At 72.4% G+C, this 17,309-nt stretch carries 14 protein-coding genes; 8 read left to right on the forward strand and 6 right to left on the reverse strand.

Annotated elements, in window-relative coordinates; translation table 11 throughout:
• Positions 1-101 precede the first annotated feature (101 nt).
• The 4 genes from ACIRVH_RS02435 to ACIRVH_RS02450 all read left to right on the forward strand — a co-directional run bounded on the left by ACIRVH_RS02435 (position 102) and on the right by ACIRVH_RS02450 (position 5,096).
• Positions 102-944 (forward strand): nitrilase-related carbon-nitrogen hydrolase, encoded by an 843-nt coding sequence (locus tag ACIRVH_RS02435; protein WP_403947431.1) that lies wholly within the window; start codon positions 102-104, stop codon positions 942-944.
• Between the two features lie 31 nt (positions 945-975).
• Positions 976-2,379 carry a dihydropyrimidinase gene (gene hydA, locus ACIRVH_RS02440; protein ID WP_403947433.1) on the forward strand — a complete coding sequence of 468 codons (1,404 nt, stop codon included), beginning with the start codon at positions 976-978 and terminating at the stop codon, positions 2,377-2,379.
• 12 nt (positions 2,380-2,391) lie between these two features.
• Positions 2,392-3,411 carry a TIGR03842 family LLM class F420-dependent oxidoreductase gene (locus ACIRVH_RS02445; RefSeq protein WP_403947435.1) on the forward strand — a complete coding sequence of 340 codons (1,020 nt, stop codon included), beginning with the start codon at positions 2,392-2,394 and terminating at the stop codon, positions 3,409-3,411.
• Positions 3,412-3,560: 149 nt separating this feature from the next.
• Positions 3,561-5,096, forward strand: a complete 1,536-nt coding sequence (locus ACIRVH_RS02450) for an NCS1 family nucleobase:cation symporter-1 (protein WP_403947437.1) — start codon at positions 3,561-3,563, stop codon at positions 5,094-5,096.
• A gap of 616 nt (positions 5,097-5,712) precedes the next feature.
• Here the strand turns inward: ACIRVH_RS02450 and ACIRVH_RS02455 are convergent.
• Both ACIRVH_RS02455 and ACIRVH_RS02460 read right to left on the reverse strand, forming a co-directional pair.
• A complete protein-coding gene (locus tag ACIRVH_RS02455) occupies positions 5,713-6,369 on the reverse strand; it encodes a hypothetical protein (protein ID WP_403947438.1) in 657 nt (218 codons plus the stop codon).
• Positions 6,366-6,683, reverse strand: coding sequence for a hypothetical protein (locus ACIRVH_RS02460; RefSeq protein ID WP_403947440.1), 318 nt, complete (start codon positions 6,681-6,683; stop codon positions 6,366-6,368). Before ACIRVH_RS02460 ends, ACIRVH_RS02455 begins: the two co-directional genes overlap by 4 nt.
• Positions 6,684-6,957: 274 nt before the next feature.
• On the opposite strand from ACIRVH_RS02460, the gene ACIRVH_RS02465 reads away from it, so the two are divergent.
• The 3 genes from ACIRVH_RS02465 to ACIRVH_RS02475 are packed head-to-tail and all read left to right on the forward strand — an operon-like array spanning position 6,958 to position 11,971.
• Positions 6,958-10,656, forward strand: coding sequence for a CHAT domain-containing protein (locus tag ACIRVH_RS02465; RefSeq protein ID WP_403947441.1), 3,699 nt, complete (start codon positions 6,958-6,960; stop codon positions 10,654-10,656).
• Positions 10,653-11,318 (forward strand): hypothetical protein, encoded by a 666-nt coding sequence (locus ACIRVH_RS02470; protein WP_403947443.1) that lies wholly within the window; start codon positions 10,653-10,655, stop codon positions 11,316-11,318. The genes ACIRVH_RS02465 and ACIRVH_RS02470 overlap by 4 nt, the downstream gene beginning before the upstream one ends.
• Positions 11,318-11,971, forward strand: coding sequence for an RES family NAD+ phosphorylase (locus tag ACIRVH_RS02475; protein ID WP_403947445.1), 654 nt, complete (start codon positions 11,318-11,320; stop codon positions 11,969-11,971). The genes ACIRVH_RS02470 and ACIRVH_RS02475 overlap by 1 nt, the downstream gene beginning before the upstream one ends.
• A 104-nt stretch (positions 11,972-12,075) precedes the next feature.
• On the opposite strand, the gene ACIRVH_RS02480 is transcribed toward ACIRVH_RS02475, so the two are convergent.
• The 3 genes from ACIRVH_RS02480 to ACIRVH_RS02490 are packed head-to-tail and all read right to left on the reverse strand — an operon-like array spanning position 12,076 to position 15,201.
• Positions 12,076-13,719, reverse strand: coding sequence for a hypothetical protein (locus ACIRVH_RS02480; RefSeq protein ID WP_403947447.1), 1,644 nt, complete (start codon positions 13,717-13,719; stop codon positions 12,076-12,078).
• Positions 13,694-14,458: a hypothetical protein gene (locus ACIRVH_RS02485; RefSeq protein WP_403947449.1), complete on the reverse strand. Its 765-nt coding sequence runs from the start codon at positions 14,456-14,458 to the stop codon at positions 13,694-13,696. The genes ACIRVH_RS02480 and ACIRVH_RS02485 overlap by 26 nt, the downstream gene beginning before the upstream one ends.
• 41 nt (positions 14,459-14,499) lie before the next feature.
• Positions 14,500-15,201 (reverse strand): hypothetical protein, encoded by a 702-nt coding sequence (locus tag ACIRVH_RS02490; RefSeq protein WP_403947451.1) that lies wholly within the window; start codon positions 15,199-15,201, stop codon positions 14,500-14,502.
• A gap of 244 nt (positions 15,202-15,445) precedes the next feature.
• Here ACIRVH_RS02490 and ACIRVH_RS02495 point away from each other — a divergent pair, with 244 nt between their 5' ends.
• Positions 15,446-16,117: a 4Fe-4S single cluster domain-containing protein gene (locus tag ACIRVH_RS02495; protein ID WP_403947453.1), complete on the forward strand. Its 672-nt coding sequence runs from the start codon at positions 15,446-15,448 to the stop codon at positions 16,115-16,117.
• Here the strand turns inward: ACIRVH_RS02495 and ACIRVH_RS02500 are convergent.
• Positions 16,092-17,291, reverse strand: a complete 1,200-nt coding sequence (locus tag ACIRVH_RS02500; RefSeq protein WP_403947455.1) for a macro domain-containing protein — start codon at positions 17,289-17,291, stop codon at positions 16,092-16,094. The two genes, ACIRVH_RS02495 and ACIRVH_RS02500, sit on opposite strands and share 26 nt — an antisense overlap.
• Between the last annotated feature and the right edge of the window lie 18 nt (positions 17,292-17,309).

Genomic DNA, 17,309 nt, shown 5'->3' on the forward strand with positions numbered 1-17,309 from the left:
CACGGTGGCACGCCGACCGCCCGCAGACGTGACACGCTGCCACTCAAATGCTCCCTCGCGGCTTTCTAGGCTCACCGGACACCGAGCTACCGGAGGTCCCGATGAGCCGAGTGATCCGTGCCGCCCTGTTCCAGACGGTCTGGACCGGCGACAAGGAATCCATGATCCAGGTCCACGAGCAGGCGGCCCGCGACGCGGCCGCGCAGGGCGCCCAGGTGCTGTGCTTCCAGGAGCTGTTCTACGGCCCCTACTTCTGCCAGGTCCAGGACAAGGCGTTCTACGAGTACGCCGAGCAGATCCCGGACGGCCCCACCGTCAAGCGCTTCCAGGCGCTGGCGAAGGAGCTGGGCATCGTCCTCGTCCTGCCGATGTACGAGGAGGAGCAGCCGGGGGTCCTGTACAACACCGCGGCCGTGATCGACGCGGACGGCTCCTACCTGGGCAAGTACCGCAAGACCCACATCCCTCAAGTCCAGGGGTTCTGGGAGAAGTTCTACTTCCGCCCCGGCAACAGCGGCTGGCCCGTCTTCGACACGGCCGTCGGCAGGATCGGCGTGTACATCTGCTACGACCGCCACTTCCCGGAGGGCTGGCGGGCGTTGGGTCTCGCCGGTGCCGAGATCGTCTTCAACCCGTCGGCCACCTCGCGCGGACTGTCCCGCTACCTGTGGCAGCTGGAGCAGCCGGCGGCGGCCGTCGCCAACGAGTACTTCGTGGGCGCGATCAACCGGGTCGGCGTGGAGGACCTGGGCGACAACGACTTCTACGGCACGACCTACTTCGTGGACCCGGAGGCCCAGTTCGTCGGCGAGGTGGCCAGCGACAAGGAGACCGAACTCGTCGTACGCGACCTGGACCTGGCCAAGCTCCGCGAGGTCCGTGACCGCTGGCAGTTCTACCGCGACCGGGCCCCGGGGGCGTACACGCCGCTGACCGCACCCTGACCACACCGTCCACCCTGGCAGGAGAGGGACCATGAGCAGCCGTACCGTCATCCGCGGTGGTCTCGTCATCACCGCGTCCGACGAGATGCATGCCGACGTGCTGATCGAGGACGGCCGCATCGCCGCCCTCGCCGCCTCCGGCACCCCCGCCGCCGAGGCGTTCACCGCCGAGCGGGCCATCGACGCCACCGGGAAGTACGTCATCCCGGGCGGCGTCGACGCCCACACCCACATGGAGCTGCCGTTCGGCGGCACCTTCGCCTCCGACACCTTCGAGACCGGCACCCGCGCCGCGGCCTGGGGCGGGACGACCACGATCGTCGACTTCGCGGTGCAGAGCGTCGGCCACACCCTGCGCGAGGGCCTGGACGCCTGGCACGCCAAGGCCGAGGGCAACTGCGCGATCGACTACGCCTTCCACATGATCGTCTCCGATGTGAACGACGAGACGCTCAAGGAGATGGACCTGCTGGTCGAGGAGGGCGTGACCAGCTTCAAGCAGTTCATGGCCTACCCGGGCGTCTTCTACTCCGACGACGGCCAGATCCTGCGCGCCATGCAGCGCTCCGCCGACAACGGCGGCCTGATCATGATGCACGCCGAGAACGGCATCGCGATCGACGTGCTCGTCGAACAGGCGCTGGCGCGGGGCGAGACCGACCCGCGGTACCACGGCGAGGTGCGCAAGGCCCTCCTGGAGGCCGAGGCCACCCACCGCGCCATCCGGCTCGCGCAGGTCGCCGGGGCACCCCTGTACGTCGTGCACGTCTCGGCCATGGAGGCGGTCGCCGAACTGGCGCGGGCCCGGGACGAGGGACTGAACGTCTTCGGCGAGACCTGCCCGCAGTACCTGTTCCTGTCCACCGACAACCTCGCCGAGCCCGACTTCGAGGGCGCCAAGTACGTCTGCAGCACACCCCTGCGGCCCAGGGAGCACCAGGCCAAGCTCTGGCAGGGCCTGCGCACCAACGACCTCCAGGTGGTCTCCACCGACCACTGCCCCTTCTGCTTCGTGGGCCAGAAGGAGCTGGGCCGCGGCGACTTCTCCAAGATCCCCAACGGTCTGCCCGGCGTCGAGAACCGCATGGACCTGCTGCACCAGGCCGTCGTCGACGGGCACATCTCCCGCCGCCGCTGGATCGAGATCGCCTGTGCCACCCCGGCCCGCATGTTCGGCATGTACCCGAAGAAGGGCACCATCGCCCCGGGCGCCGACGCCGACGTCGTCATCTACGACCCGCACGCCGAGCAGGTCATGTCCGCACAGACGCACCACATGAACGTCGACTACTCGGCGTACGAGGGCAGGCGGACGACCGGCCGGGTCGAGACCGTGCTCTCGCGCGGCGAACCCGTCATCACCGAGCGGGAGTACACCGGACACGCCGGACACGGCGCCTACACTCCGCGCTCCACCTGTCAGTACCTCACCTAGGAGTGGCGCACCATGGACTTCGGACTCGTCCTGCAGACCGACCCGCCGGCCTCCCGAGTCATCAGCCTGATGAAGCGGGCCGAGCGCAACGGCTTCACGTACGGCTGGACCTTCGACTCCGCCGTGCTCTGGCAGGAGCCGTTCGTCATCTACAGCCAGATCCTCTCCAACACCTCGAAGCTGACGGTCGGCCCGATGGTCACCAACCCGGGCACCCGCACCTGGGAGGTCACCGCCTCCACCTTCGCCACCCTCAACGACATGTTCGGCAACCGCACCGTCTGCGGCATCGGCCGCGGCGACTCCGCGATGCGTGTCGCCGGCCGCAAGCCCAACACCCTGGCCCGGATCAGCGAGGCCATGAAGGTCATCCGCGCCCTCGGCCGCGGGGACGAGGCCGACCTCGGCGGCACGGTCGTCAGGTTCCCGTGGATCAAGCCGGGCGCCGAACTCCCCGTGTGGATGGCCGCGTACGGACCCAAGGCGCTCAAGATGACCGGCGAGGAGGCCGACGGGTTCATCCTCCAGCTGTCCGACCTGTACCTGACCGAGTACATGGTGAAGGCCGTGAAGGAAGCGGCCGTCGCCGCCGGCCGTGACCCGTCCGAGGTGACGATCTGCGTGGCCGCCCCGGCCTACGTCACCGCGGACGACTCGCCCGAGGCGCTCGCCCACGCGCGCGACCAGTGCCGGTGGTTCGGCGGCATGGTCGGCAACCACGTGGCCGACCTGGTCGCCAAGTACGGCGAACACTCCGGCCAGGTCCCCGACGAACTCACCGACTACATCAAGGCCCGCGAGGGATACGACTACTCGCACCACGGGCGCAGTGACAACCCCGACACCGAGTTCGTGCCCGACGAGATCGTCGACCGGTTCTGCGTCATCGGGCCGGCCGAGAAGCACATCGAGAAACTCACCGCACTGCGCGAACTGGGCGTCGACCAGTTCGCGGTGTACGACATGCACGACGCCCAGGAAGCCACCATCGACGCCTACGGCACGACGGTGATCCCGGCCGTCAACGCCTGACCGCAGCACACCGGTTGATCTCCCCCTTCCCGCGGTCCCGGGAGGGGGGCCAGGGCGCTTTTCCCTCACCAGAGGGTCGGGGCGCACCCCCCTCGGAGCCACCCGCACGGCCTTTCCCCGTCCCACCCCTCTGCTCGATTGGCCTGCCCATGACCGACACCGCTCCCACAGCCATACCGCCGACCGCTCAAGTCACCCGCGCCGACGGCCGGGTGGAGATCGCCCCTGGTTCACCGCAGCCCAGCGGCCCCTACGCCAACGAGGACCTGCTCCCCGTCCCCGTGGCGAAGCGCACCTGGACGACGTACAACTTCTCCGCGCTGTGGGTCGGCATGGCCCACAACACGGCCTCCTGGACCCTCGCGTCCGGGCTGATCGCGGTGGGCATGGACTGGAAGCAGGCCGTCTTCACCATCGCCCTCGCCAACCTGATCGTCCTCGTCCCGATGCTGCTCACCGGGCACGCGGGACCCAAGTACGGCATCCCCTTCCCGGTCTTCGCCCGCGCCTCCTTCGGGGTGCGCGGCGCCAACCTCCCCGCCGTCGTACGGGCGTTGGTGGCCTGCGGATGGTTCGGCATCCAGACCTGGATCGGCGGCGAGGCCATCTACTTCCTGGCGGGCAAGCTGATCGGCGACAGCTGGGCGAACGCCTCGCACATCGGCGGCTACGCCTGGACCATGTGGCTGTCGTTCGCGATCTTCTGGGTGATCCAGGTCGCCATCATCTACCGAGGCATGGAGACCATCCGTCGCTTCGAGAACTGGGCCGCGCCCTTCGTGCTCGTCGGCGCGTTCGTCATGCTGTGGTGGATGAGCAGCAAGGCCGGCGGTGTCGGCCCGCTGTTCGACCAGCCCTCCAAGCTGGGCTGGGGCGGCGAGTTCTGGAAGCTGTTCTGGCCGTCGCTGATGGGCATGATCGGCTTCTGGTCCACGCTGAGCCTGAACATCCCCGACTTCACGCGCTACGGCAAGAGCCAGAAGGCCCAGACCTGGGGGCAGGCCCTCGGTCTGCCGACCACGATGACGCTCTTCGCCTTCCTCTCCGTGCTCGTCACGTCCGGCTCGCAGGCGGTCTACGGCAAGCCGGTCTGGGACCCGGTACAGCTCGCCGCCAAGACGGACAACGTGGTCGGCCTGATCTACGCCCTGGTCACCGTGCTGGTGGCGACCCTCTCCGTGAACATCGCGGCCAACCTGGTCTCCCCGGCCTTCGACTTCTCCAACGTCGCCCCCCGCAGGATCAGTTTCCGCACCGGCGCCCTGATCACCTCGGTCCTCGCCGTGCTGATCTTCCCGTGGAAGCTGTACTCCGACCCGCAGGGCTACATCTTCACCTGGCTCGGCCTGGTCGGCGGCCTGCTCGGCACGGTCGCGGGCATCCTCGTCGCCGACTACTGGATCCTGCGCCGCACCCGACTCGCCCTCGCCGACCTGTACCGCGCGGGCGGCCGCTACTGGTACGCCGGCGGCTGGAACTGGCGGGCGGTGGTCGCCTTCGTGGCCGGCGGCGTCCTCGCGATCGGCGGCGCGGACTTCCACCCCCTGATCGACGGCCGCCCCGTCCCGGCGCTCAAGTCCCTCGCCGACTACGGCTGGGCGGTGGGCCTCGGCACCTCGCTGGTGCTGTACGTGGCACTGACGCTGCTGACCGGCCGACGGGAGGAGGCGACGGAGGCCGCCTGAGCGAGGTCCCACTCCGGCGCCCGGTCCGATCGGTGCCCTGCCGGACCGCCGTCCGTCCGGCCGACGTCCTGCTCGGCCGGCGGGTGGTCCGACGGCGACCGGTGCGACCGGGGCCGGTCCGGCCGGTGGCCGGTCTGCCGGGTGCTGTTGGCGGTGGGGCGTGCCACCGGGAGGCAACGAGTCCTGCCGCGGCCCGTTCCGCCTCGCCGAGGTGCCCGGTTCGACCGCCGGCCGGTCTGCCGGGTGCTGTTGGCGGTGGGGCCTGCCATCGGGAGACGGCCCGCACCGCTGGGGCCCGTTCCGCTGACGCTGCTGACCGCGCGGAGGGAGCACGCGGCGGAGGCCGCTCGAGCGAGGCGTGCGCGCCGACGGCCCGCCCGGGGTGCCTGGTCTGACCGGCACTTGGTTCGACCGACTTCCGCTTCGACCGACTTCCGCTTCGACCGACTCCCGGGTCGACCGACTCCCGGGTCGACCGGTGGCCGGTCCTACCGCGACCGGTTCGACCAGTCGCCGGTCTGGCGGGTGTTGTTTGCGGTGGGGCCTGCCACCGGGAAGCGGTCCGTCCCCGCTGCGGGCCGTTTCCCCCTGCCCCGGCCCGCCCCGGTGCTACCGGTCACTCGGCGGACGAGCCCCCGGGGCAGGTGTCGACCGCGGTCACGGCCTCGGCCCGGGCGAGTCGGACCGTGATCTCACCGGTGTCCGTCTTCACGAGCAGACTTCCGGCGCTCGTGCGCACCGGCTCGCCGCACACCTCCCCGGACGGGGTGCGGACCAAGATCCGGGGGCCGTCCTTCTCGGGGCCGTACCAGGTCAGCGCCACGCCCGTGACGAGCATCGCCCCGCAGGCGATCGTGAGTACGACCCCATACGTGAGGGCCCGTACCGTGCGGCGGGTCTCCATGTGGTCGCCCAGGTGCAGCGCGGTGGCCGCGGCGGGTACGCCGGCGGGCAGCCGGACACCGGTGGGTGCCCCGTGCGCCGCCCGGAGCAGCAGCAGCGCGCCGAGCGTGCCGAACACCAGGCACAGCAGCAGCGCGCCGCCCACCAGGGCGTCGTACGGGGAGGCGAGTTTCCCCACGTCGGTGCGGCCCTTGATCAGGCCGAAGCTGAGCAGTCCGACGAAGAGGGCCGCGAGCCCGTTGCGCCAGGCGAGCGCCGCCTCCCGGGCACGGGCCAGCTCACCGGCGAGCAACTCCCGGGTCAGCCGCCCCGCCTGACGGTCGGCAGGGGTCGCGGGAGGGCCCGGCCGTACCTGCCATGCCGGTGTCATGTGCGCTCCATGAGGACGTTCCAGTAGGCGCCGCACCCCTTCTCCTCGGCCGGGCGCCCAGGGTGTTCGGCCTGGCACTCGCAGAGCACCGGGACGTGCGTCGGCCGGGGCGAACGGCGCGGGGAGCGGAAGACCAGGTCGGTGTGCGTGTAGCTGAACGTGCAGCCGCAGCGCGGACATCGGCCGTGCAGCACGGCCACCCCGTCGTCCGCGGCCTCGACCCGCAGGCCGGTCGTGTAGCGCGCCGCGTAGTCGTCCCGCGTCGTCTCCACGTACGGTTCGACAGCGCCGGGCGCCGTTGCGGAGTCCGTCACCGCACCCCCTCCTTCCCGGAGCTCTACCGGACTTGCGCGACCTCTCGCCGCAACGAGACACCCAGCATGGCGACTTCCCTCGTCCGGCGCCACGGCCGGCGTCGATCACGCCCCGAACACGCCCGCCCGGGATGCCCATCGACCCCCAACACCCCACGGATCGGGCGGAATCCGTCCGGGAACCGGGCGTTGTCCGGCAGGATGCCGAGGAGGCGCGCGACAACCGGCCGCCGGACCGGGGGAACGGGCACCATGACGGCGGAGGGGATGACGCATGAGTGATGCCGGGGACGTACCAGCTGCCGACCGTGCCGTCGCCGCGCTCGGACGCACGGCCGGGATCTCCGTCCCGCTCGACCCGGACGAGTACGCGGGGACACGAGGGCCGGAACTCGATGGTCTTGTCAACGAACTGGAGTTGCTGCTTGCCGAGTTGACGCAGGCTCAGGGCTGCGAAGCGACGGCCGCGGTGGTGGAGGCACGTCTCGGGAGATGCCTCGCCGTGAGGTTCGTCCTGGAGGGTGCCCCCGCCGACCGGGAGCGGGCGGTGCGCCTGCTGGACAGGGCTCGTACGTCGGCCCTGCTCGGCCACGAGGACCGGGAGTCCACGCGCCGGGACCTCGTGTGCCTGCTCGGCTCGCGACTGGTGCGGCTGAACCGTGAGACCTCGCCCGGATCCGAGAGCCAGTGGACCATCGACCAGCTGACGTCCATGCTCGCCGTCGGAACCCCCCTCGCACAGGGCGGTTCGGGCATGGTGGAGGACACCGGTCTGCTCGTGCGGCTGCTGCTCGAACGCGAGCAGGCGGGCATGACACCCGAAGACCGTGACAACCTGCGGGGTCTGGGCGCGTTGACCGACGCGCTGCTGAAGGGCGATACGGACGCGGTCATGAGCGGGGCCCGGCACCTCCTCACCACCATGCCGGGCATGGCGCTGCCGCCGCCGCTGCGCGTCCTGATGCCGTCGATGTTCTCCATGCTCGAGGACGTCCTCGGGGCGTTCCCGGACGCGGTCCCCACCGGCGCCGCGCCGGCCGACGACCCCGACGAAGCCCGGGAAGTCCAGCACGTCCGAACCCAGCTCCTCGCCCTGACAGAGGTGATGTCACCCGGAACCATCGCGCCGCACGAACTGCCCAGGCTTCTCGCCGAACTGTCCGGAGAGCGGGATCCCGCAACGGGCGAGGACGGCAGCGCACCCCTGCCGTCCAGGATGATCGCCGCCCTCTTCCACGCCGCCCTCGCCGCCCGCACCGGGGACCTGGAGGGGTTCCGGGAAGCGTTCCGGCTGATGCACGAGGCGCACGCCAAGGGGGAACTCGACAGCCGCGTGCACGCCGAATGGCTCCGCACCGTGGTGCCCGGACTGCTCCTCGCGGCCGCCCTCACCGGCGGCAGCCTGCAGGACGAGGACATGGCCCGGGCCCTGCTCGAAGCGCAGCAGTGGGACGACGACCCCGCGAGCCGCACCGCCGCCTCACTGCGCCTGTGCGGGGAGACCGTCCGGCTGAACGAGAAGCTGATGTCCGCCCTGGACAGCGGCGACGACGCGGCGGTGGAGGACGTCATCGACGCGCTGTGCGAAGTGGAGCTGGACGAGAGCTACGACGGCGCCGAGGAATGGACCGGCGCCCTGCTCTGCTTCGTGCTCGGCAGCGCCTATCTGGGCCGCGTCGTGCTCGCCCCGTCGGCGGACGACAGGACGGACCACCTGCGCGCGGCCGCACACCACCTGCGGCGGGCCGTGGAGACGTCGGTGGACATGCCCGCCCTGCGCGGCGTCCTCGACAGCACCTGGGCCCCGCTGATCACGCTGACGGCGATCGCCGAGTCGGACCCCAGCCGTATCGCCGACGGCGTGCGGCGCACCAGAAAGGCCCTGGAGAGCCCCGGATTCACCCCCGACTGGCGGCCCAGGTCCCGGAGCGGCATCGCCGTCGCCCTGGACACCCTGCACATACTCACCGGCGACCCCGAGCCGCTGGACGAGGCGATCGCGGAGCTGGAACAGGCCCTGACGGAACTGCCCGACGGCACGCCCAGCGGTGCCCGCCTCACCTGGGACCAGGCCGTGCTCCGCGCCAAACGCGCCACCCTCCGGACGGGCACGCCCGACGCCGACGCCGAGCTGCGTGCCGCCGTCGGCCTCGCCCGCACCTCCCTGAGGCTCGCCGCCGACGACGTACTCCTCCAGCAGGGCGTCCGCCGCGGCCTGCGCATCGCGCGCGCGGCAGCCGACCGGGGCCGCGGCGCGGCCTTCTGGGCGCTGCGTGTCGGGCTCACCGAGGAGGCCATCGCATGTCTGGAGGCGGGCCGCTCCCTGGTGCTCGGCGCGGCGGCCGTCTCGGCGGGCGTCGCCGACCGCCTGGCGGCCCTCGGCGAGACCGAACTGGCCGAGCGCTGGCGCAGCGCCGCCGCCGCCGACCGCTCCTGGGACCGGACCGACGACCGCTCCCTGCTGGAACTGTCGGCGGCGGCGGGCACGGGCACCGGCCTCCCCGGTGACCTGCGGGACCGCTCCCCGTTGGAGGTGCTGGCCGAAGCGGGCGCGGGCGCCCCCGATCTCCCCGGTGACCTGCGGCGCCGCTCCCTGGACGTGCTGCGCGGGCAGGGCGACGCCGACGTACAGCCGGTGGTCGCCTCCGTGAGCGACCTGCGCGCCGGGCTGGGGGAGACGGGAGCGGACGCGCTGCTGTACCTGGTCCCCGGCGTCGACGGCCCGGACGGTGCCGTCCTGGTCGTCACCCGCGACGGCCCCGTCGAGGCGCTGCCCCTGCCCGGCCTCGCCCTCGCCGGCCGCGGGCCCGTGGCGGAGTACCTGGAGGCCGGTGCGCACCGGCAGCGCCTGGAGGCCGCCGCCCTCGACAGCCCCGACACCGTCAACCCGAGGGACACCGGGCGCGCCGAGCGGCGCTGGCTCGGTGCCCTGGACCGGATGTGCGAGTGGGCCGGCGACGTGCTCGGCCCCGCGCTGGACCACCTCGGCGTCTGGGACCGCGCCCTCGGCGAGTCCGGCTTCCTCGGTGCCTCGGCCGCTGCCGTCGGCTCCGAGGCCGTACGGCTGGTCCTGGTGCCCTGCGGCGAACTCGGCGTCGTGCCCTGGCAGGCGGCCCTCCTGCGCCCGTCCGCCTCCTACGACGCGCCGCGCGCGGTGCGGGCCTGCGAGGTCGCCGTCCTCACGCACGCCGCGTCCGGCCGGGAGTTCCTGCGCGCCGCGGCCCGTCGGCGCATGAACCCCGCCGACCGGCCGGCCCTGGTGTTCCACGGGACGGACGACCTGGAGTGGGCCGAGGACGAGATCGAGACACTGGCCGAGGTCCACTACCCGCGGGCCGTGATCCACCGCCCCGACGACGACCCGGCCACCCCGGAGACGGTGCTGGCCCTGCTCGGCGGCCGGGCCGCCGTCCCCGCCTCCCTGGTGCACATCGCCTGTCACGGGCTCGCGGGTCCCGACCCGACCCGGTCGGCCCTCCAACTGGCCGCGCCGGCCGGGGCCGCCTCCGGTGGAGCCCTCACGCTGAGCACCCTGCTGGAGACGCCCGCCGAGGGCGACGCCTTCCGGTCGGCCGGGCCGCTGGTCGTCTGCGGCGGCTGCGAGACGGACCTCACCACCCGCGATCACGACGAGGCCCTGACCGTCACCTCGGTCATGGTGCACCGGCTGGCCGCCGACGCCGTCGGCTCCCGGTGGAAGGTCGACGACATGCGGTCCGAGGTGCTCATGCTCGTCCTGCACAACGCGCTGGCCCGGGGACTCGCCCCGCCGGACGCGCTGCGCGCCGCGCAGCGCTGGATGCTCACCCCGCCCGACGAACGGCCGCCCGTCCGCGGCCTGAAGGGCATCTCCGCCCGTCGCCTCGCGGAGGACTTCCGGGACCGGCCCGACACCTGGGCGGCCTTCGTCCACCACGGCAACCCCGCACCGGCGGCGCGTTCCGCGCGGCCCCAGGAAGGAGAGCGCGTATGACGTCGGAGGAGCTGCTCCGGCTCCTGGAGAGCCACTGGACCACCGTCATCACCGGGCTCGACGACGACGACCTGGAACTGCTCTCCCGCACCCTGCGGGAGATGAAGGAGGAGGCCGCCGCCGGGAACCCGCCGGGCGTCGCACGCGCCGTACGCCGGCTCAGGCGGACGCTGTCCGCGCTGCCGCCCGATCACCCGGTGTCCGAGGCGCTCGGCGGCCACCGCTACGTTTCCGGCACCCACGAACTGCCCAGCCTCACCACGATCGACGCGGTGATCGGCGTGCTCGGCACCCCGCCGCCCGACCCCGGTGAACTGCTGCGGGCGGCCCGCCGGCGGCTGCTCGCCGTACCGGCGCTGACCGAGCACGAACACGCCGCGCTGCACGACGGTGCGGACACACCCGCCGGCCTGATCAGACTCCGCGACCCGGACCGCGGATTTTGCTATCCACGCTTCCAGTTCAGGGCCGGCACGGCCGAACCGCTGCCCGTCGTCCGCCGGATCAACGAACTCCTCCGGGCGGACCGGGACCCCTGGGGAGCCGCCGACTGGTGGCTGGGCGGCAACCGGTGGCTGGGCGGCGTCCCCGCGGACCTGCTCGGCGTCCGGCCCGACGAGGAGCTGGAACGCGCCGCCGCCGAACTCGTGGAGGCGCTCTGATGGTGGGTCAACTTCCGCCCAAGGGTGTCGTGATGAAGCCGATGGTCACCGTGGTGCCGGCGGGCACCCTCGTGTGGCGGTGCCATGACGAGGAGTACGGGGCCGGCGAGTTCAACCCGAGCGTCGCGCACGAGTTCTTCAAGGGCAGCCGCTTCGACCCCACCGAGAAGGATCCGTACCCCTACCTCTACGCGGCCCTCGACCCGGTCACCGCGCTGTCCGAAGTGCTGCTGAGGTCGGTCGAGTTCAGCGACGGCAGCGGGGTGCGGCAGATTCCGTGGGCGCAGGCGTCCCGATACGTCCTCTCGGCCGTCCGCACCACGGCCGACCTCACCCTGGTGGACCTCACGACCGCCGAGGGGCTGGCCGCCGTCTGGCAGGACGGCTGGCTGATCGACACCGACGAGTACGCGGGTACCCGCTACTGGGTACGGGTGATCCGCGAACGGAGCAGCGACGTGCAGGGCCTGTGGTGGACGTCCAAGCGCTGCAGGCCGCGCCCGGCGTTCCTGCTGTTCCAGGACCGCTGCCCGGCCCGCCCGCTCGACCCGCGCCCGCAGGAGCGCCTCCGGCTGGCGTCGACGGACGACGTGCGCAAGGTCAACAGGCTGCTGGCACCGCTGCACGCGGTCATCTCCGTCCCGGAGGAGTGAGCGGACACCGCGACGGCGGGCGACGGTACGCGGAGGCCCCGACCCACATCAGCGGGTCGGGGCCTCCGCGTGACCGGCGCACCGGGCCGGCGTCCACCGGCCGTTCAGCGGTCCCGGGCCGGTTCCCGGCGGGCCGACGACGGCAGCAGCGGCCAGTTCCGGGACAGGCGCATCGCCGACTCCGTCACGGCCGGATCCTTCGACGCCGTCATGACCCCGTCCAGATACGAGTGGGCGGCGGCCTCGTACAACTGACGGGCCGAGGCCATCCGCTCGTTCGCGGCCTCCCTGCGGGCCTGCTGCCGGTCCTCGGCCGTCTCCTGGGCGGCCCGCGCCCGCTCCGTGGCGGCGACGCTCTCCTCGTGCCGCCGCAGCAGCCTCGTACGCCGCTCCACCGCCGTGCGGAAGGCGTCGAGGAAGGGGTGTTCCCGGAACAGGCCGAGCATGAATCCGACACCGCCCGAGAGCAGGAGCAGCGCGCAGAACAGCCAGGTCACCGTCTGCGTCGACAGGTGCAGCCGGTCCACCAGGGTCGTGGTGTCGCCGGCCGCGCCGCCGAGCCCGCGGAAGCCGCCGGTCCCCGCGGCAGGGGTCGCACTGTCGTGCTGGGTCACGAACTTGGCGCGGAGCAGGCCCAGCGCCCAGGTCAGGCCGCCCCACACACCGAGCAGCCCCAGAGCCGGTATCCACCCACGGCGCGGCGATCCCGTCGCCGCGCGCCACCGCAGCATGAGCCCCGACAGGTGCGGCAGGATCAGCATGATGACGGCGGACGAGATCGCCAGCCCGCCGGACATGAAGTCCCCGCCCGTGCTGCCGACCCCGTGGAACGGCTGGTACGCGACCCAGTAGATCGGCACCTCGACGGCCATGATCACGACGAGCAGGGCCCAGGTCATCCACCGGGGCAGACCGGGGCGGGTCTGCAGCCCCTCCCAGCTGTAGCTCGACGCGGTGTCGCGGGTCTCGGCGCGCGCGGCACGGTACACGTCCCGCATCGCCGCGGACGCGGTGCCGTCCGGAGCGGCACCGGTCGTGGACACCGACTGCCAGTCGTCGCCGCCCGGATCCGCCGCCGCGTCCTTGCCGGCCGTCGCCTGTTCCGGGTCCTCCTCCCGGATGCCGGGTTCGGCCCCGGCCCCGGCCCCGGCCCGGGAGCCGGCGGCCCGTGGCTCGGCCGCCTCCGGGAAGCGGGCCTGGAGCCAGCGCTCCTCCACCCGCTCGCGCAGACTGTCCCGGAAGCGGAGCCAGCGCGCCGAACGGACGGCGAGCAGATCGAGCTGGCGACGGGCCGTCTCGATCTCCTGCTGGGTCTCGCGCAGACGCTCGACCAGGATCCTGGTCTCGGCCTCCCCGGCGGTCACGTCGGAGCCCGACTGGGCGTCCAGGAGGCGTGCCGCCTCCTCCTGGAGGTTCAGCCCCTCCTCGATCCGGTGGACGACGGCTTCCCGCACGGACGCCAGTTCCGCGAAGTACGGCACCCGGTCGCCGCTGTTCAGCACCCACGGGTCCAGCGTCCTGCGCCGGGCGGCCCGCCGGCCCTTGCTGTGGGCGTCCTGCAGGAGTGCGCGTTCGCCCCGGTCGTCGATGACCAGGGGCAGCCGGTTGGTGCGCGTGCCGCCGGCGGTGGCGGGCCCGGGCCGGGTTCCGGTGCCCGGCTGTGCGGTCCGGCCCGTGAACGGAAGATAGCGGGCGATCCGCCGTCGGCGCGGTTGCGGCTCGTCAGCGCTTGTACTTGTTGTCGACATGTGCCTTGGCCCTCCCCTCGAGTGCCTCGGTCCAGAAGGACTCGAAGTCGTCGGCCTCGCTGGGCTTCGCCTTGTACTGCATGCCGAGCCCGACGGGGAAGACGTCCATCCCCCTGATGCCGGGCAGGCCGCGCTTGTTCACGAGCGAGTCGATGACCTTGTCGCGCGCGGACTTGGTGGAGATGTCCTGCCGCGACAGATGGAACTCCGGGTCGGCCTGGTCGAAGTCGCTCACGACGAGCAGCTTCGGCGCCGGGCCGTCGGTGGGAACGGACTCCCCGATGCGGGTCAGCGCCCCCCACACGTCCGAACCGTTCTGCGTGCGCGCGCACTTGAGCTCGGCGAGAGCCGCGACGGCGGCGTTCCGCTGGGCGTTGGCGCGCTGGACCTTCTGGTCGGTGGTCGCGTCGTGCGGCGGGTCGAGGTCCACCTCGTCCTGCCGGCAGGACGAGCTGCGCGAGGAACGGGTGATGGGGGCGAAGTCGAGGGTTCCGCACTTCTGGTCGGCGAGGAAGCCGATGAGGCTGTCCTTCAGCTTGGCCTCCGAGTCGAATCCCTGCTTCACCGCGGCGGCCGACCCCGAACCGTCGACGACCAGCCCGCAGGGCGTGGTGAGGGCTTCCTCCTGCTTGCTGCAGGACACGAGAGCGCCGAGCGCACACACCAGCGGGACGAAGACGGCGAGCCGGCGGGTGGCGCGGACGGTGGACCGACGACCGGTCCGGGCCGAGTGCTGCACGATGATGGTCCTTGGCCTTCCTGGAAGACGATGAGCGGTGATCACCTGCGGATGCCGTTCGAGGCATCGCCGTGGCGCGCAGGGCCCGAACGGCCGCGCGCGGACTGGTGGTCGAGAATGTGCAACGCCTGTGCGACCGCCGAGGGGTCGGCGTCGCGCCCCGGCATCTGCGGGACGTACCAGCGGTCGCTCAGCAGCCCGTCGTCGAGGTGGGCCCAGGTGCCGTCCAGGGTGATCTCCCCGGGCAGCCAGCCCGTGGGCCGCCGCCCGCTCACGTGGTCGCCCTTCCTAGCGCGGGCCCAGGCGGCGTCCCAGTAGCAGGCGAGCAACTGGTTCGCCTCGTCGGCGAGTTGCTGAGCCTGCGAGCGGCAGACCGACGCGGCCGAGCGCCACTCCCCGACCCACTGTCCGTATCGGGCGAGCGCGGCCGGAGTCGGCTCCGCGCGCACGGTGTACTGGGTCACCACCCGCACCGACTCGCTCTGGATGCGGACGTGCAGCGCGCGATGCGACTTCAGCGTTCGGGACCGCAGCCGTGCGGTGCTGTGCCGCACCTGTGCGCGCAGGCCCAGGACGTAGGGCGGCAGGTTGTCGTCGGAAGGTGTGCTTCCGGCGAAGGCGTCCGCCAGTAATTCCCGCAGACCGTCCGCGTCCCGACGGCCATGGAACCGGGCGCGTACCGACGAGAGGTACCCGGCTCTCAGCCGTCGGACCCGGACACCTATTCGACCTTTGCTGATCATTTCGAAGATCCCCCATTCCTCGCGCGCGGTCCGGGTGGGAAGGCGCCGCGATGGGGGAGAGAGTAGCGGAGCAAAACCCCCGGAGGGATGGTGATTTCAAGGAAATCGATCACTCTCTTCGGGAGTTCCGGAAAACAACCGGATCTCGCCCGGCGGACAGCCGGATGAGCGCCTTCCGGCAATTGCGGGAGCACATCGACGCACTGGATACTCCAAGCCGGTGCGAGGAGGAGATGCCGTGGAAATGCGCCTCGACGGGACCCACTACCCGTTGGAAACGCTGGGCCCGGGAAGGCGGCTCGGCGTCTGGTTCCAGGGCTGCTCGCTGGCCTGTGCCGGGTGCATGTCCCGGCACACCTGGGACCCCGAGGCCGGGACGGTCACCACCGTCTCCGAGGTGCTCGCGCTGTGGCAACAGGCCCTCGCCGACGGGGCGGACGGCCTCACCGTCAGCGGCGGCGAGCCCCTGCAGCAGGCGGCGGCGCTCGCGGAACTCCTGGCCGGCGCGGCGCGCCTGAGGGACGAGGCCCGGCGGCACGAGGGGAGCGCCGGGCCCCGTTCCCCCGACCTGCTGGTGTACACGGGGTACGAGCACGAGGAGTTGACGCCGGAGCGGCGCCGGGCCCTCGTCGGCGCGGACGCCGTGATCACCGGCCGGTTCCGGGTCGCGGAGCCCACCCGGCTGGTCTGGCGCGGCTCGGCCAACCAGCGGATCGTCGCCCTGACACCCCGCGGCGCCGGCCGCTACGCGTCGTACCTGGCACAGGAGCCGTCCGGACCGCGCCTGCAGATCGGCGCCGGCGAGGACCGGGAGCTGCGGCTCTACGGAGTGCCGCTGCGTGGCGAACTCGCCGAGATGGAGCGCCTGCTCAAGGAGGCCGGAGTGGCCTTCACCGAGCGGAGCTGGCGGCCATGAGCATACGGGCGTGGCTCTCCTCGGGCGTGACCACCAGCACCGACCAGGACGGGTCCCGGCGCAGCTCCTGCCTGATGGCGCCGAGCAGTCCGCGTGCCGCGGTCTCGACGGACAGGCCGCCCCGGCCGGTGCCCATCAACGGAAAGCAGATCGAGGACATCGGCAGCGACAGGAAGTCGGCCTCGCGGCGCGCCAGTTCGAAGGACGCTCGCACCGCCTCCGCCAGCACGGCGGGCGTCACGTGGTAGCGCTCACCGTCGCCGACCGGGGCCGCGATCGCCGCGTGGTGGATACGCCGTACCCCCTGCGCGGCCAGCGCACCGGAGGACGTGGCGACGACCGTGCCCGGCCGCACGGGCACGCCCGATCTGCCGTACGTCCGCAGCCACACCCCCAGTTCGCGGGCGAGGACGTCGTCCACGATCTCGCCCGAGGCGTCGCGCAGCGCGGCGGCCCGCCGCAGGGCCCCGGACACCGTGGAGCGGAAGGTCTTGGACATCTCCAGAAACGTGTTCTCCGAGGAGACGAGGATGTCCACGTCCCGCACCAGCTCGATCGGGCACACCCGCACGGTGATCCGGCCCGCCGGCGCGGCGGCTCCCGGCCGGGCGCCCGGGTGAGCGGGCCGCTGGGGCGGGACACCGGCGGCGGCAGGTGGAGCGTGCACCGGGGGTGGCGTCGGCGGCAGGGCCGTCAGCTCCTGCGGGCCGCCCGCCCAGGGCTCGCCGGTCCGCGGGCCGACCGTCTCCCGTACGCACGCCTCCCGGGCCACGGTCAGGATCGCCGCCGCGAGTTCGGCGACGACGTCGCGCTCCTGGCTCTTGCGGAAGCGCTCGGTGGTCACCCCGTAGACACCCGCCGCGGCCTTCCTCCGGTCGGTGCCGGGGACCCCGCGGCGGGCGGGGAAGATCCCGAAGGTGTGCGCGGCCGCGCGGGCCAGCGGATCGCAGGAGTCGTCGTCCCGCACGGGGTGCCCACCGGCCAGCCGGCGCACCGCCGCGCCCAGCAGATCCTCGATGCCGCTCTGTTCGTCCTGTTCCCCGGTGCACAGACCGGCCGCGACGGCCGCCTCGCGCAGCGAGTCCCTGGCGCAGTGACGCAGCCCGGGCAGACCGCGACGCCTCAGTTCCCGAAGTTCGGCTACGAGACTTTCGTGCGAGGGCAACGGGTGCATGATGCACATCGTAGTCCC

The sequence above is a fragment of the Streptomyces sp. NPDC101165 genome (genome assembly GCF_044768135.1).
Lineage (GTDB): Bacteria > Actinomycetota > Actinomycetes > Streptomycetales > Streptomycetaceae > Streptomyces.

Bases quoted from the DNA above. Each gene is read 5' to 3' on its own strand.
- ACIRVH_RS02480 (WP_403947447.1), bottom strand. From the start codon at position 13,719: ATGTCGACAACAAGTACAAGCGCTGACGAGCCGCAACCGCGCCGACGG.
- ACIRVH_RS02450 (WP_403947437.1), top strand. From the start codon at position 3,561: ATGACCGACACCGCTCCCACAGCCATACCGCCGACCGCTCAAGTCACC.
- ACIRVH_RS02465 (WP_403947441.1), top strand. From the start codon at position 6,958: ATGAGTGATGCCGGGGACGTACCAGCTGCCGACCGTGCCGTCGCCGCG.
- ACIRVH_RS02475 (WP_403947445.1), top strand. From the start codon at position 11,318: ATGGTGGGTCAACTTCCGCCCAAGGGTGTCGTGATGAAGCCGATGGTC.
- ACIRVH_RS02495 (WP_403947453.1), top strand. From the start codon at position 15,446: ATGCGCCTCGACGGGACCCACTACCCGTTGGAAACGCTGGGCCCGGGA.
- hydA (WP_403947433.1), top strand. From the start codon at position 976: ATGAGCAGCCGTACCGTCATCCGCGGTGGTCTCGTCATCACCGCGTCC.
- ACIRVH_RS02500 (WP_403947455.1), bottom strand. From the start codon at position 17,291: ATGCACCCGTTGCCCTCGCACGAAAGTCTCGTAGCCGAACTTCGGGAA.
- ACIRVH_RS02445 (WP_403947435.1), top strand. From the start codon at position 2,392: ATGGACTTCGGACTCGTCCTGCAGACCGACCCGCCGGCCTCCCGAGTC.
- ACIRVH_RS02455 (WP_403947438.1), bottom strand. From the start codon at position 6,369: ATGACACCGGCATGGCAGGTACGGCCGGGCCCTCCCGCGACCCCTGCC.
- ACIRVH_RS02490 (WP_403947451.1), bottom strand. From the start codon at position 15,201: ATGATCAGCAAAGGTCGAATAGGTGTCCGGGTCCGACGGCTGAGAGCC.
- ACIRVH_RS02435 (WP_403947431.1), top strand. From the start codon at position 102: ATGAGCCGAGTGATCCGTGCCGCCCTGTTCCAGACGGTCTGGACCGGC.
- ACIRVH_RS02470 (WP_403947443.1), top strand. From the start codon at position 10,653: ATGACGTCGGAGGAGCTGCTCCGGCTCCTGGAGAGCCACTGGACCACC.